The 15,338-nt window shown below is 68.2% G+C and carries 12 protein-coding genes; 8 read left to right on the forward strand and 4 right to left on the reverse strand.

What is annotated here, in order from left to right; genetic code table 11:
- Positions 1-70: 70 nt before the first annotated feature.
- Positions 71-763 carry a TetR/AcrR family transcriptional regulator gene (locus tag G3N96_RS26375; protein ID WP_206138999.1) on the reverse strand — a complete coding sequence of 231 codons (693 nt, stop codon included), beginning with the start codon at positions 761-763 and terminating at the stop codon, positions 71-73.
- 355 nt (positions 764-1,118) lie between these two features.
- Between G3N96_RS26375 and G3N96_RS26380 the strand changes: the two genes are divergently transcribed.
- The 8 genes from G3N96_RS26380 to G3N96_RS26415 all read left to right on the forward strand — a co-directional run bounded on the left by G3N96_RS26380 (position 1,119) and on the right by G3N96_RS26415 (position 11,830).
- Entirely contained in the window at positions 1,119-2,399 is a 1,281-nt protein-coding gene (locus tag G3N96_RS26380) for a Zn-dependent hydrolase (protein ID WP_206139000.1), read from the forward strand.
- Between the two features lie 136 nt (positions 2,400-2,535).
- On the forward strand, positions 2,536-3,873 hold the full coding sequence (locus G3N96_RS26385) for an NAD(P)-dependent oxidoreductase (protein WP_206139001.1): 1,338 nt from the start codon (positions 2,536-2,538) through the stop codon (positions 3,871-3,873).
- Between the two features lie 64 nt (positions 3,874-3,937).
- The gene (gene preA, locus G3N96_RS26390) at positions 3,938-5,254 is read left to right on the forward strand and encodes an NAD-dependent dihydropyrimidine dehydrogenase subunit PreA (protein WP_206139002.1); all 1,317 of its coding nucleotides are present in this window, start codon (positions 3,938-3,940) and stop codon (positions 5,252-5,254) included.
- A 100-nt stretch (positions 5,255-5,354) separates the two neighbouring features.
- The gene (locus tag G3N96_RS26395; protein WP_206139003.1) at positions 5,355-6,863 is read left to right on the forward strand and encodes an NCS1 family nucleobase:cation symporter-1; all 1,509 of its coding nucleotides are present in this window, start codon (positions 5,355-5,357) and stop codon (positions 6,861-6,863) included.
- Between the two features lie 34 nt (positions 6,864-6,897).
- Positions 6,898-8,355, forward strand: coding sequence for a dihydropyrimidinase (gene hydA, locus G3N96_RS26400; protein WP_206139004.1), 1,458 nt, complete (start codon positions 6,898-6,900; stop codon positions 8,353-8,355).
- Positions 8,356-8,696: 341 nt separating this feature from the next.
- The gene (locus G3N96_RS26405; RefSeq protein ID WP_206139005.1) at positions 8,697-9,971 is read left to right on the forward strand and encodes a NupC/NupG family nucleoside CNT transporter; all 1,275 of its coding nucleotides are present in this window, start codon (positions 8,697-8,699) and stop codon (positions 9,969-9,971) included.
- A gap of 38 nt (positions 9,972-10,009) precedes the next feature.
- Complete coding sequence (gene deoA, locus G3N96_RS26410; protein ID WP_206139006.1) at positions 10,010-11,326, forward strand: thymidine phosphorylase; 1,317 nt, start codon at positions 10,010-10,012, stop codon at positions 11,324-11,326.
- 114 nt (positions 11,327-11,440) lie between these two features.
- Positions 11,441-11,830, forward strand: coding sequence for a cytidine deaminase (locus tag G3N96_RS26415; RefSeq protein ID WP_124580166.1), 390 nt, complete (start codon positions 11,441-11,443; stop codon positions 11,828-11,830).
- Between the two features lie 34 nt (positions 11,831-11,864).
- On the opposite strand, the gene G3N96_RS26420 is transcribed toward G3N96_RS26415, so the two are convergent.
- The 3 genes from G3N96_RS26420 to G3N96_RS26430 form a co-directional block, all read right to left on the reverse strand.
- Positions 11,865-12,980: an aromatic ring-hydroxylating dioxygenase subunit alpha gene (locus G3N96_RS26420; protein ID WP_089443805.1), complete on the reverse strand. Its 1,116-nt coding sequence runs from the start codon at positions 12,978-12,980 to the stop codon at positions 11,865-11,867.
- Positions 12,981-13,228: 248 nt separating this feature from the next.
- Positions 13,229-13,924 (reverse strand): peptide-methionine (S)-S-oxide reductase MsrA, encoded by a 696-nt coding sequence (gene msrA / locus G3N96_RS26425; protein WP_089476580.1) that lies wholly within the window; start codon positions 13,922-13,924, stop codon positions 13,229-13,231.
- A gap of 123 nt (positions 13,925-14,047) precedes the next feature.
- Positions 14,048-15,338, reverse strand: a 1,291-nt coding sequence (locus tag G3N96_RS26430) for a thioredoxin family protein (RefSeq protein WP_206139007.1), incomplete at its 5' end; no start/stop codon positions are given.

Below are 15,338 nucleotides of genomic sequence, written 5' to 3' on the forward strand. Positions count from 1 at the left end.
GTACGACGGGTATCGCACGGGAAACACCGGTGCGATACCCGATTTGCTTTTGGCGGATCGCGTTGCCGCGCTACGCCTTTGCCTCCGGCGACACCGCCCCGCACGCGCGAATCACGAGCTGCACGACCTGCTCGGTCTTCTCGTCGTACGCCTTCTGCGTGAACGTGCGCTTGCCGCTCAGCGCGCGGATCTGCGCGTCGAAATCCGCGTAGTGCTGCGTGGTGGCCCAGATCAGGTACATCAGCGCATGCGCGTCGATCGGCGCGAGCAGCCCGCGCGCGATCCAGCCGTCGATGACCTTCACGCGCGTATCGAACCACGGCTTCACGCGTTCCGACAGGATGTCCTGCATGTGCTCCGCACCGTGGATGATCTCGTTGGCCCAGACCTTCGAGCCGAGCGGGCGCCGCCGCGACAGCGCCATCTTCGCGCGCACGTAGCCGCTGATCGCTACCACCGGATCGTCGTCGGCCTCGAATGTACCGGCCGCGCGATGCCAGTCCTCGAACAGGTCGTCGAGCACGCGGCGGTACAACGCAAGCTTCGTCGGGAAGTAGTAATGCAGGTTGGCTTTCGGCAGGCCGGCGCGCTCCGCGATCATCGCGGTACTCGCGCCGTCGAGCCCGCGTTCCGCGAACACGGCCTCCGCGCAGGCGAGCAGATGCGCTTCGTTGGACTCGCGGATGTGCGCCTTGCGTCGCCGCAAAGGCGCGGGCGTTTCGTCGCTGTCGGTGGCTGCGGTTGCCGACTGGTCATGTCTCATCGTTGCCCTCGCGCGGCGGGCATGCCGCGTTGGGCTTCATTCTAGCCGCTGATTCGCATCGAACGCACGCGTACCGATCTCGCGCAGTCATCGCCATGCTGCGTTGCGATGGCACGTTTCTCGCTCCATTCGTTCACGCAAGAAAGAGATTGATTTGGTCATTTTGATCGTCTAAAACCTGTCCAATCGGACAGGATTCGACGAGCGGTGGAAACCTTCAGCCCGATTCGTCGGACGATCTTCGCGAACGATCAGGGCATGCACCGCGCTTGGGCGGCGTTGCCCCGAAACAGGCATGACACGCACCGGCACAGACCGGGCTGACGACATCACCGACCCCACAGGAGCGATACGAATGAACGCGGTATCGGAAACAGTGAAGCGGGCAGCTTTCGACACGTCGATCAAGGTCGACGGCAAGCGGTTGTGGGACAGCCTGATGGAAGTCGCGAAGATCGGCGCGACGCCGAAGGGCGGCGTGTGCCGCCTCGCGCTGACCGATCTCGACAAGGCCGGCCGCGACCTGATCGTCGGCTGGGCGAAGGCCGCCGGCTGCACGGTGACGGTCGATACGATGGGCAACGTGTTCATGCGCCGCGCGGGCCGCGTGGCCGATGCGGCGCCGGTCGTCACGGGCTCGCACGCGGATTCGCAGCCGACCGGCGGCCGCTTCGACGGCATCTATGGCGTGCTCGGCGGCCTCGAGGTGATTCGCAGTCTCAACGATCACGGCATCGAGACCGAGCATCCGGTCGAGGTCGTGATCTGGACCAACGAGGAAGGTTCACGCTTCGCGCCGGCGATGGTCGCCTCCGGCGTGTTCGCGGGGGTGTTTTCGCTCGAATACGGGTTGTCGCGCAAGGATGTGGACGGCAAGACGATCGGCGAGGAACTGGCGCGGATCGGCTATGCAGGTGACGTGCCCTGCGGCGGACGCAAGCTGCACGCGGCGTTCGAACTGCATATCGAGCAGGGGCCGATTCTCGAAGCGGAGTGCAAGACGATCGGCGTCGTGACCGACGCGCAGGGGCAGCGCTGGTACGAGATCACGTTCACGGGCCAGGAAGCCCACGCGGGGCCGACGCCGATGCCGCGGCGGCGCGATGCGCTGCTCGGCGCGTCGCGCGTGGTCGATCTCGTCAACCGGATCGGCCTCGATCACGCGCCGTTCGGCTGCGCGACGGTCGGCATGATGCAGGTCTACCCGAACTCGCGCAACGTGATTCCGGGCCGCGTGTTCTTCACCGTCGATTTCCGTCATCCGGACGACGCGGTGCTCGCGAAGATGGATGCCGCGTTGCGCGAAGGTGTGGCGCGCATCGCGGGCGAGATCGGGCTCGAGACCGAACTCGAGCAGATTTTCTATTACAAGCCGGTCGCGTTCGACGCGGCCTGCGTCGAAGCCGTGCGCAGCGCGGCCGATCGCTTCGGCTTCTCGCATCGCGACATCGTGTCGGGTGCCGGCCACGATGCGTGCTACCTCGCGCAGGTCGCGCCGACGTCGATGGTGTTCGTGCCGTGTGTCGACGGCATCAGCCACAACGAGATCGAGGACGCGACGCCCGCCTGGATCGAGGCCGGTGCGAACGTGCTGCTGCACGCGATGCTGTCGCACGCATGCGAGCCGGCTTCATGACACAGAGACCGTAGCAGTCGGCAGGCTGCCCAACGCCTGACAGCCTGACCGTAGCATGCCTAATAACGACCGCCCCGACTGTGCATTCGCAGCCGACGGGGGACGGCTTTGTCTCCACCCAGTCGAAGGAACGCGTATGACCACCCAGCCAACCGGCGATATCGCCGCGCATCGCCTGTCGTCCACGCAACTCTCGTGCGAATTCGCCGATATCGCGCCGCTGCTCGATCCGACTGCCGCCGCGGCCGCCGCCAGCCGCTGCCATTACTGCTACGACGCGCCGTGCGTGCAGGCTTGCCCGACGCAGATCGACATTCCGAGCTTCATCCGCAAGATCGGCAACGGCAACCTGAAGGGGGCCGCGACCGACATCTTGTCGGCGAATCCGCTCGGCGGGATGTGCGCCCGCGTGTGTCCGACCGAGATCCTGTGCGAAGGCGCATGCGTGCGCAACCACCAGGATGCGCAGCCGGTCTCGATCGGCGCGCTGCAGCGGCATGCGACCGACTGGGCGATGGAGACCGGCGCGGTGCGCTTCACGCGCGCGCCCGACACGGGCCGCCATGTCGCGGTGGTCGGCGCGGGGCCGGCCGGGCTCGCATGCGCGCACCGGCTCGCGCTCGCCGGGCACCGCGTCACGCTGTTCGACGCGCGCCCGAAGGGCGGCGGCCTCAACGAATACGGGATCGCCGCGTACAAGACCGTCGACGATTTCGCGCAGCGTGAAGTCGAGTGGCTGCTGTCGGTGGGCGGCATCACGTTGAAAACCGGCGTCGCGCTCGGCCGCGACATCACGCTCGACGCACTGCGCGAGCAGCACGACGCGGTGTTTCTCGCGATGGGCCTCGGCGGCGTGCGTGCGCTGTCGATCGACGGCGAGCAACTGAACGGCGTGATGAACGCGGTCGATTTCATCGTGCAGGTGCGGCAGGCCGATGCGCTGGAGAACGTGGCGGTCGGGCGGCGCGTGGTGGTGATCGGCGGCGGCAATACGGCCATCGATGCGGCGGTGCAGAGCCGCAAGCTCGGCGCCGAGCGCGTGACGATGGTGTACCGGCGCGGCGTGGAGGCGATGAGCGCGACGTGGGCCGAGCGCGAGTTCGCGCAGAAGAGCGGCGTCACGCTCGTCACGCACGCGAAGCCGGTGCGCATCGCGGGTGAGAACGGGCAGGTGACGGGTGTCGAGTTCGAGGCGGCATTGGGCGAGCGCTTCACCGTCGAGGCGGACATGGTGCTGAAGGCGATCGGCCAGACGCTGGTGCCGGACGCCATCGACGCCGCGTTGCTGACCGCGGACGGCGCGCGCATCGCGGTGGACGCCGACGGGCGCACCGCATGGCCCGACGTGTGGGCCGGCGGCGACTGCGCGGCGACGGGCGGCGTCGACCTCACGGTGCAGGCCGTGCAGGACGGCAAGCGCGCGGCCGCGTCGATCGACGCGACGCTCGCGCAGCGCGACGCGAAGGCCGCGTGACCGCACGACGCGCGTCACGCACCACGATCACAACGAACACGACCCCACTCTCACGGAGCCGAACATGGCCGACCTTCGCTGCACCATCGCGGGCATCACTTCGCCGAATCCCTTCTGGCTGGCGTCCGCGCCGCCGACCGACAAGGCCTACAACGTGAACCGCGCGTTCGAAGCGGGCTGGGGCGGCGTCGTCTGGAAGACGCTCGGGCTCGATCCGCACGTCGTCAACGTCAGTTCGCGCTATGGCGCGGTGCAGTGGAACGGCCAGCGCATCGCGGGGCTGAACAACATCGAGCTGATCACCGACCGTCCGCTCGACGTGAACCTGAGAGAGATCGCGCAGGTGAAGCGCGACTGGCCGGACCGCGCGCTGATCGTATCGCTGATGGTGCCGTGCAACGAGCGCGACTGGAAATGGATCCTGCCGCTCGTCGAGGATACGGGCGCCGACGCGGTCGAGCTGAACTTCGGCTGCCCGCACGGGATGAGCGAGCGCGGGATGGGCGCGGCGGTCGGGCAGGTCCCCGAATATGTGGAGATGGTCACGCGCTGGGTGAAGGAAGGCACGAAGCTGCCGTGCCTCGTGAAGCTCACGCCGAACATCAGCGACATCCGGATGGGCTCGCGTGCCGCGTACAAGGGCGGCGCGGACGGCGTGTCGCTGATCAACACGATCAACTCGATCGTCGCGGTCGATCTCGACCACATGGCGCCGATGCCGATGGTCGACGGCAAGGGCACGCACGGCGGCTATTGCGGCCCGGCGGTCAAGCCGATCGCACTGAACATGGTCGCGGAGATCGCGCGCGACCCGGAAACGCCGAACCTGCCGATCTCGGGCATCGGCGGCATCTCGTCATGGCGCGACGCGGCGGAGTTCATGGTGCTCGGCGCCGGCAGCGTGCAGGTGTGCACCGCCGCGATGCATTACGGATTCCGGATCGTGTCGGACCTGGCCGACGGGTTGTCGAACTGGATGGACGAGAAGGGCTACGCGACGCTCGACGACATCCGCGGCCGCGCGGTGCCGAACGTGACCGACTGGAAATACCTGAACCTGAAGTACGACATCAAGGCGCGCATCGACCAGGACCGCTGCATCCAGTGCGGGCTGTGCCATATCGCATGCGAGGACACGTCGCACCAGGCGATCACCGCGACGAAGGACGGCGTGCGCCACTTCGAAGTGGTCGATTCGGAATGCGTCGGGTGCAATCTTTGCATGCATGTGTGCCCGGTCGAGCAATGCATCACGATGGAGCGTGTCGATTCGGGCGACTACGCGAACTGGACCACGCATCCGAACAATCCGGCAAGCGCGGAGGTGGGGGCGAGTGCAGGCGCGGCGGCCCCCGAGAAGCACGCGAAGAAGGCTGCTTGACGGCGTCCGGCGACGCAGGCCATCCTGCATCGCCGCCTTTCGTTCCACCCGGGCCGGCATCGAACGATGCCGGAGTTGACGTTTTCGTGGGGTGAGTCAGATGAATCACGCAGCGAATCCCGCCGATTCCGATCGCGCCGCGGCGCAGGGCGGCAGCCTGTACAACGACGACCTCGCGCCGACGACGCCGGCGCAGCGCACGTGGAAGTGGTATCACTTCGCGGCGCTGTGGGTCGGGATGGTGATGAACATCGCGTCGTACATGCTGGCGGCCGGGTTGATCCAGGAAGGCATGTCGCCATGGCAGGCGGTGATGACCGTGCTGCTCGGCAACCTGATCGTGCTCGTGCCGATGCTGCTGATCGGCCATGCGGGCGCGAAGCATGGGATTCCTTACGCGGTGCTCGTGCGCGCGTCGTTCGGCACGCAGGGCGCGAAGTTGCCGGCGCTGTTGCGGGCGATCGTCGCGTGCGGCTGGTACGGGATCCAGACCTGGCTCGGCGGCAGTGCGATCTATACGCTGCTGAACATCCTCACCGGCAACGCGCTGCACGGCGCGGCGCTGCCGGTCATGGGCATCGGGTTCGGGCAGCTCGCGTGCTTCCTCGTGTTCTGGGCGCTGCAGCTCTACTTCATCTGGCACGGCACCGATTCGATCCGCTGGCTCGAGAGCTGGTCCGCGCCGATCAAGGTCGTGATGTGCGTGGCGCTCGTCTGGTGGGCGACGTCGAAGGCGGGCGGCTTCGGGACGATGCTGTCGGCCCCGTCGCAGTTCGCGGCGGGCGGCAAGAAGGCCGGGCTGTTCTGGGCGACTTTCTGGCCGGGGCTGACCGCGATGGTCGGCTTCTGGGCGACGCTCGCGCTGAACATCCCCGACTTCACGCGCTTCGCGCATTCGCAGCGCGACCAGATGATCGGGCAGTCGATCGGGCTGCCGTTGCCGATGGCGCTGCTGTCGGTGGTATCGGTCGTCGTGACGTCGGCGACCGTCGTGATCTACGGCAACGCGATCTGGGATCCGATCGACCTGACGAGCCGGATGACGGGCATCGGCGTGGGCATCGCGCTCGTGATCCTCACGCTCGACACGATGTGCTGCAACCTCGCCGCGAATCTCGTCGGCCCGGCCTACGACTTCTCGAGCCTGTGGCCGAAGGCGATCTCGTATCGCACCGGCGGGATGATCACCGCGACGATCGCGATCGTGATGATGCCGTGGAAGATCCTCGCGACGACGGACGGCTACATCTTCACCTGGCTCGTCGGCTATTCGGCGCTGCTCGGCCCCGTGGCGGGGATCCTGATGGTCGACTACTTCCTGATTCGCGGCACGCGGCTCGACACGCGCGCGCTGTTCGACGAGCGCGGCGGCTTCAGCTACGCGCGCGGCTGGAACCCGGCCGCGCTGGCCGCGCTCGCGGTCGGCGTGCTGCCGAACCTGCCCGGCTTCCTGCATACGGCCTTTCCGGCGTCGTTTCCGAACGTGCCGGCATTCTTCAACACGCTTTACACGTACGCGTGGTTCGTCGGCCTCGTGCTGGCGTCGTGCGTGTACGGCACCTGGATGAAGTGGCGCGCCGGACAGCACGCGCAGGTCGCGAGCGCCTGATGCGGCACCCGACAATCAACGAGGAGGCAACCCCATGGCAATCCTGATTCGTGGCGGCACCGTGGTCGATGCGGACCGTTCCTACCGCGCGGACGTGCTCTGCGCAGCCCCGGAGGACGGCGGCGCGATCCTGCAGATCGCCGAGCAGATCGACGCACCGGCCGGCGCGACCGTCGTCGATGCGCACGGCCAGTACGTGATGCCGGGCGGCATCGATCCGCATACGCACATGGAACTGCCGTTCATGGGCACGACCGCGAGCGACGATTTCTACTCGGGCACGGCCGCCGGGCTGGCGGGCGGCACGACGAGCATCATCGACTTCGTGATCCCGAGCCCGAAGCAGCCGCTGATGGATGCGTTCCACGCGTGGCGGGGCTGGGCCGAGAAGGCGGCTGCCGATTACGGCTTCCACGTGGCCGTGACGTGGTGGGACGAGAGCGTGCACCGCGACATGGGCACGCTCGTGCGCGAACACGGCGTGTCGAGCTTCAAGCACTTCATGGCGTACAAGAACGCGATCATGGCCGACGACGAGGTGCTCGTGAACAGCTTCTCGCGTGCGCTCGAACTCGGCGCGTTGCCGACCGTGCACGCGGAAAACGGCGAGCTGGTGTTCCAGTTGCAGAAGGCGCTGCTCGCACGCGGGATGACGGGGCCGGAGGCGCATCCGCTGTCGCGGCCGCCGGAGGTCGAGGGCGAGGCCGCGAACCGTGCGATCCGCATCGCGCAGGTGCTCGGCGTGCCCGTGTATATCGTGCATGTGTCCGCGAAGGACGCGGTCGATGCGATCACCAAAGCGCGCAGCGAAGGGCTGCGCGTGTTCGGCGAGGTGCTGCCGGGCCACCTGGTGATCGACGAGGCCGTCTATCGCGATCCGGACTGGACGCGTGCGGCCGCGCACGTGATGAGCCCGCCGTTCCGCTCGGCCGAACATCGCGAGGCGCTGTGGCGCGGGCTGCAGGCGGGGCAACTGCATACGACGGCGACCGACCACTGCGTGTTCTGCGCATCGCAGAAGGCGATGGGCCGCGACGATTTTACGAAGATCCCGAACGGCTGCGGCGGTGTCGAGGATCGCATGTCGGTGCTGTGGCATCACGGCGTGAATCATGGCCGCATCACGCCGAACGAGTTCGTGCGGATCACGTCGACGAACGCCGCGCAGATCTTCAACCTGTATCCGCGCAAGGGCGCGGTGCAGGTGGGCGCCGATGCCGACCTCGTCGTATGGGACCCGGCCGCGACGAAGACGATCTCGGTGAAGACCCATCATCAGCAGGTCGACTTCAACGTGTTCGAGGGGATGACGGTGCAGGGCGTGGCGACACATACGCTCACGCGCGGCGCACTTGCGTGGGCCGACGGCGATCTGCGCGCCGTGCGCGGCGCGGGCCGCTACCTGAAGCGCCCGCCGGCGGCGAGTTACTACGAGGCCGCGCGGATCGCGAACCGGCTGCGCGAACCGCATCCGGTCGAGCGCGCCGGTTGAACGTTGCGTGTTGCGCGGAGCGTGTCGGTTGGAACGACGCGCCCCGCGCTCGAGCCTGCTTTTCCGTTTGCGCCGGCAGCGCTCCGGCCCGAAGCCATCTCTTTCCATTCCGTCAATTCTCTCAGTATTTGGGAAGAATTGAGCATGATCCCGCCTCTCCCATCGTTCAGTACGTAGAACAACTGAGCAAATCCACGCAACACGCGGTGTCGCGCAAATGCGACCATTTTGTTTGCGTTGTCGACGTGCATACCGGCGAGTAATATCCACCGACGGCGTTGCGCAGGCGTGCCGGGCCGCCCGCCGAACAGTCCAACAACATTGAGAGCAAGGAGTACGAGGTGGATATTCTGCGCAGTCTCCTGGGTATGCTGTTCCTGCTGCTGGTTGCCTATCTGCTGTCGAACAACCGGCGCGCGGTGAGCGGCCGGACCCTGATCGCCGCGCTGTGCACGCAGCTGGCGATCGGTGCGCTGGTGCTGTTCGTGCCGGCGGGCCGCACGGCGCTGGCGGGGGCCGCGAACGGCGTCAATCGCGTGCTCGACATGGGCAATCACGGCATCGCGTTCGTGTTCGGCGGGCTCGTCGACAGCCGGATGTTCCAGCTGTTCGGCGACGGCGGGTTCGTGTTCGGCCTGCGCGTGCTGCCGATGATCATCTTCGTGACCGCGCTGATCGCGGTGCTGTACTACATCGGCGTGATGAAGTGGATCGTCGCGATCCTCGGCGCCGCGCTCGCGAAAGTGCTCGGCGTGAGCCGCATCGAGGCGTGCTCGGCGGTGGCGACGATCTTTCTCGGGCAAAGCGAGATGCCCGCGCTCGTGAAGCCGTTCGTGCGGAACATGACGAGCGCCGAGATCTTCACGGTGATGGCGAGCGGCATGGCGTCGGTCGCGGGTTCGGTGCTGGTCGGCTACGCGGGCCTCGGCGTGCGGATGGAATACCTGCTCGCCGCATCGTTCATGGCGGTGCCGGGCGGGCTGCTGTTCGGCAAGCTGCTGTATCCGACGGTCGAGCCGAGCCGCGTCGTGGTCGACGGGCTCGACTTCGACGACAAGCGGGCCGCCAACGTGATCGAGGCGGCGGCGTCCGGCGCGTCGGTCGGGCTGCGAATCGCGATCAACGTCGGTGCGATGCTGATCGCGTTCGTGGGGCTCATCGCGCTGATGAACCTGATCGTCGGCGGCGTGGCCGCGTTCGCGGGCTTTCCGCAGATCACGCTGGTGGGTATCATCGGCCACCTGTTCGCGCCGCTCGCGTGGATCATCGGCGTGCCGTGGCACGACGCGGCGCTGGCCGGCAACTTCATCGGCGAGAAGCTGATCTTCAACGAGTTCGTCGCGTATGGCGACCTGTCGCCGTACCTGAAGGGCGGCGAGCACGTCGCGGCCGCCGGCCTGCAGGTGCTCGACCCGAAGACGCTCGCGATCGTGTCGTTCGCGCTGTGCGGTTTCGCGAACTTCTCGTCGATCGCGATTCTCGCCGGCGGCTTCAGCGCGGTCGCGCCCGAGCGCCGCTCGGAAGTCGCGCGGCACGGCCTGCGCGCATTGACGGCCGCGACGCTGTCGAACCTGATGAGCGCCGCGATCGCCGGCCTGTTCTTTTCCCTGCACTGAGCCCGCAGCGGCCATCGACCGATCGAGGAGAGGCAACGATGTTCTTACCGCAGGAATTCATTCGCCGGAAGCGCGACGGGCAGCCGCTCGATCGCGACGGGATCGCCGCGTTCGTGCGCGGCGTGACCGACGGCAGCGTGACCGAGGGCCAGGTGGCCGCGTTCGCGATGGCCGTGTATTTCAACGACCTGAGCACCGACGAACGCGTCGCGCTGACGCTCGCGCAGCGCGACTCGGGCGACGTGCTCGACTGGCGCGCGCTGGATCTCGACGGGCCGGTGATCGACAAGCATTCGACCGGCGGCGTCGGCGATGTCGTATCGCTGATGCTCGGGCCGATGGTGGCCGCGTGCGGCGGCTACGTGCCGATGATCTCGGGGCGCGGGCTCGGCCATACCGGCGGCACGCTCGACAAGCTGAGCGCGATTCCCGGCTACGACGTGGCGCCCGACACGGACGCGTTTCGCCGCACGGTGCGCGACGTCGGCGTCGCGATCATCGGGCAGACCGCGCGGCTCGCGCCGGCCGACATGCGCATCTATGCGATTCGCGACGTGACGGCGACCGTCGAGTCGGTCGCGATGATCACCGCGTCGATCCTGTCGAAGAAGCTCGCGGCCGGGCTCGACGGGCTCGTGATGGACGTCAAGGTCGGTTCCGGCGCCTTCATGCCGACCGCCGAGCAATCGGCGGAGCTGGCGCGCAGCATCGTCGACGTCGGCAACGGCGCCGGCATGAAGACGACCGCGATCCTTACCGACATGAACCAGTCGCTCGCGCCGTGCGCGGGCAATGCACTTGAAGTGGGGTGCGCGATCGACTACCTGACGGGCAAGTCGCGTCCGGCCCGCCTGCATGAGGTCACGATGGCGCTGTCGGCGGAGCTGCTCGTCACCGGCGGGCTGGCACGCGACGTCGCTGAAGCGCGCGCGAAGTTGCAGCAGGCGCTCGATACGGGTGCGGCAGCGGAACGCTTCGCGAGGATGGTCACGGCGCTCGGCGGCCCCGCGGACCTGATCGACGCACCCGCACGTCATCTCGCGCGGGCGGAGGTGATCGTGCCGGTGCCGGCGCGCACGAGCGGCGTGGTGCAGCGGGTCGATTGCCGCGCGCTCGGGCTCGCGGTCGTCGCGCTCGGCGGCGGCCGCACGCGCGCGGCGGATGCGATCGACTACAGTGTCGGCCTGACGGCGCTCGCGGAGCTCGGGCAGCGTGTCGAGGCCGGCGAGCCGCTCGGCTACGTGCATGCCCGCGACGCCGCAGCCGCCTCGCATGCGGTGGACGCGATCCAGCGCAGCTACGTGCTGGGCGAAACCGGTGATGCGCCGCCGACCATTTATCGGCAGATCGGCTGACCAAGCGCAGGTACGGGCGCAGGCGATCACTTCACTTCATGTCACGGGTGTATCGCGACGGTCGGGGCTTGGCCGCGCCGATATCTCCCCGCACACAATCGAGGCTACGACGAGATGGAACGACACGAACTGATCGAGGCGGCGAAGGCGGCGCGCGAACGCGCGTATGCGCCGTATTCGCGCTTCAAGGTCGGCGCGGCGCTGCAGGCGCGGGACGGGACGATCTTTCACGGCTGCAATGTCGAGAACGCGTCCTACGGACTCTGCAACTGCGCGGAACGCACGGCGATGTTTTCGGCCATCGCCGCCGGTTATCGTCCGGGGGATTTCACGCGGCTCGCGGTGGTGGGCGACACGGACGGCCCGATCGCGCCGTGCGGCGCGTGCCGTCAGGTGATCATCGAGATCGGCATGCCCGACATCGAAGTGATCCTGGCCAACCTGAAAGGGGCCGTCGAAGTCACGACGGCCCATGCATTGCTGCCGGGCGCGTTCCGGTTGTAACGGCGCGCGCTTCTCGAGTCACGCGCCCCGCGCATCACGCGCCGTCGCGCGCGTCGCGGATCGGGATCACGGTGCGCGCGCCGCATTGGCGCAGCAGGTCGCGCAGCTCGTTGATGACTGGAAACACCTCGTGGTTCCAGTCGGCGCCTTGGGCGTCGTGCGCTTCCTGCTCGCGCTCGACGATCCAGCGATCCTCGCGGAAGATGCGCTCGGTGAACCAGACGAGCAGCGGCCACGCGAGATCGAGCGCGAACGGAATGCCGGGCTTGTGGATCGACAGCAGTCCGAACGTGCGGTTGGTGCGCTGCTCGGCGTCGAGCGGCACGTAGACGATCCACAGGTCCATCACGAGCGTGCCTTCGCTCGAACGGATCTGCAGCGTCTGGTACGGGTAGCCGGTGCGCACCGTCATCACGCTCTTGTCGGACTGGTCGGCCGGCTTCTTGCTGGCGCCGAACACGAGCGCCTCGCCCACCGGCTGCTTGCCTTCCATCCGCGCGAACGTGTAGTCGACCTCGACCCAGTCGTCGCCGCGGCGCCGGCCCACCGAGCGCGCGCGCATCTGCCCCATCTGCTTGCGGTGCAGGAACTGATGGTTCATGTCCATCAGGTTCTCGTGCATGAACGAGTAGTGGCACTTGACCTCGCGGCCGAAGCGGCGCGTCTTGTATGCGCGGTTGTCCGCCGATTCGAGCGCGGGGAACGGCCGGGTGTCGGCGAGCGTCGCATCGCCCGGGAACACGAAGATCAGCCCGTGCGCTTCGCGGCACGGATACGCGCGCACGCCGTTGGGCAGCCGCTCGCGGCCGAGGTACGGCACGTCGACGCAGCGGCCGCTGTCGCACGCGTAGGTCCAGCCGTGATAGCAGCAGCGCAGCGTCTCGCCGCTCACGACGCCCGCGTGCAGCGGCACCTGGCGGTGCGCGCAACGATCCTCGAGCGCATACACGGCGCCGGATTCGGTGCGCACGAGCACGATCGGATCGCCGGCGAAGCGCACGCCGAGCGTCTTGCCGCGTTTCAGCTCGCGCGACCACGCGAGCGGGTACCAGTGATCGGGGTGAATCGGCACGCGGCGCAGGTCGCGCACGGCCGCGCCGGAAGAGGGTTCTCCAAGGATGCCGCTGTCAGGAATGGGCACTGCGCGCATGCGTGACGTCTCCGGGCTGAACTGGGATTCCGGGCGCCGCTTGACGCGGCGGGGATCTGGAGAAGTCTACGCGAAGTTGCCGGTCGCGGCGGACGCGATGCGGGTTTGCCCCGGCACGGCGGCCGCGGTGTCGTTGATGCAGCGCAAATCGGGTCGAAGGCGGTGAGCGCGTGGCCAGCGGTGGCCGCACGGGCGCAGGCCGTGCGGCGGGCACCACGCCGTCACCCCGTCACGCGACCGCTTGCCGGTCACGAGCGCGCATCGCGCCACAGTACCGCGTCGGTGCGGTACAGCGCCGGGAAGTGCTGCTTCAGCCCGGTGATCTTCGGCATGTCGTTGTACGCGATGTACGGCGCGTCGGGGTGCAGCTCGAGGTAGTTCTGGTGATAGGCCTCGGCCGGGTAGAACCCCTTGTAGTCCTCGACGCGCGTGACGACGGGCGCCGGAAACACGTGCGCGGTGCCGAGCTGCGCGATGTACGCGGTCGCGACCGCGCGTTGCTGCGCGGTGGTCGGGAAGATCGCCGACCGGTACTGCGACCCTTCGTCGGGGCCCTGCCGGTTGAGCTCGGTCGGATCGTGCGCGACCGAGAAGAACACCTGCAGCAGCCGGCCGTACGTGATCTGGGTCGGGTCGTAGACGATGCGAACCGATTCCGCGTGCCCGGTCAGCCCCGAGCCGACGAGCGCGTAGTGCGCGGTTTCGGACGCGCCGCCCGCATAGCCGGCCGTGACCTGCTTCACGCCCTTCACGTGCTCGAACACGCCCTGCACGCCCCAGAAGCAGCCGCCGGCGAGCACGGCCGTCTCGTCGTGCGAGGCGCCGGGCGTTTCGTCGAGCGTCGGCGCGGGCACGGTGCGCATCGGCTCGGCGGAATTGACGATGCGCTGGTAGCCGAACACGGCGGCGGCCGCGACGGCGATCGCGCCGATGCGGCGCAGCATCGCCGTGCGTCGTTGCGGTACTGGGCCGCGGGGGGAGGTGGTGTTCACGGTGTGCTCCTTCGAAAAGCGGAATGGAAAGCGCGAGGTCCGGACGCGGCGCCGGTGCGCCGCGTCCGGCCGGGATCAGCCGAACGTGAACGCATACGCATTCACGCCGGGATCGAGAAACTCGATCGCGAACGTACGGTCGGCGATCGCGCCGGGCTGCCGGACCAGCTGGTACAGGCGCTGCCCGGTCACGGTGCCGTAGCCTTGTGCGTCGACGTCGCTGCCGTGAGCGGCACCGGGCGCCGCGCCGTCGAGCGTCACGCGAAAACGCACCGGCTTGCCGTCCTCGCCGGGGCCGAGCACCAGGTGCAGGTCGCGGGCATGGAAGCGGTAGACGATGCGGCCGGCCGGCGCCGCGAGCGTCGCGCGTTCGGCGCCGACCTGCCACATGCCGGCGAGGCCCCAGTCGTTGAGATCGGGACGGGCCGGCTCGGCGTAGTGGTACGCCGCGTCGCGCACCACACCGCCCGGCGACATGAAGTCCTCGGCGCGTGCGTAGCCGACGTAGGTCTCGGGCGAGCGGACGTCCGCGCTGTCGGCCGCGGCGAGCGCCCCCTTCGCGGGCGCACCGGCGAGCCCGATCGGCACGTTCAGCGCTTCCGGATGGCCGGCCTCGGCGAGCAGCGACTGGATCGCGCGCTCCGATTCCGCGTATTCGCCTTCGCCGAAGTGGTGGCGGCGCACGCGCCCCTGCGCGTCGACGAAGTAGTGCGCGGGCCAGTATTCGTTGTTGAACGCGCGCCAGATCGTGAAGCGGTTGTCGATCGCGACCGGGAAGTCGATGCCGAGGTCGTGCACGGCCTTCTTCACGTTGCCGATGTCGCGCTCGAACGCGAACTCGGGTGCGTGCACACCGATCACGACGAGCCCATACGGCGCGTACTTGCGTGCCCAGGCGGTCGTGTACGGCAGCGTGCGCAGGCAGTTGATGCACGAATACGTCCAGAAATCGACCAGCACGACCTTGCCGCGCAGGCTGGCCGCCGTCAGCGGCGGCGAGTTCAGCCACTGCACCGCGCCGTCGAGCGACGGCAGCGTGCCTTCGACGGGCAGCGCGGCCGGCGCATGCGTCGTATCCACCGCGCGCATCATCGCGCCGCCGGCGAGCGCCCCGCCGTTGGCCTGGGTGCCATCCGCAGCCGCGGCCATCATCGCGCCGCCGTTCGTGTTGTCGGCGGCGTTGCCGGTCGCGGACATCGCCGCCTGTGCGCCCGGTGCGCCGTTCGAACGCCCGCCGAGCCGGTCTACGAGCTTCGTCTCGAGGCCGCCCGTCGTGACGGTCGACAGCTGCGCGATCGCACCCGTATCGAGGCCGAGCGAGGTCGGAAGCGCGTCGTGTAGCGAAAGCTGGTTTGCCTCGTGCTGG

The sequence above is a fragment of the Burkholderia sp. Se-20373 genome (genome assembly GCF_017104705.1).
Lineage (GTDB): Bacteria > Pseudomonadota > Gammaproteobacteria > Burkholderiales > Burkholderiaceae > Burkholderia.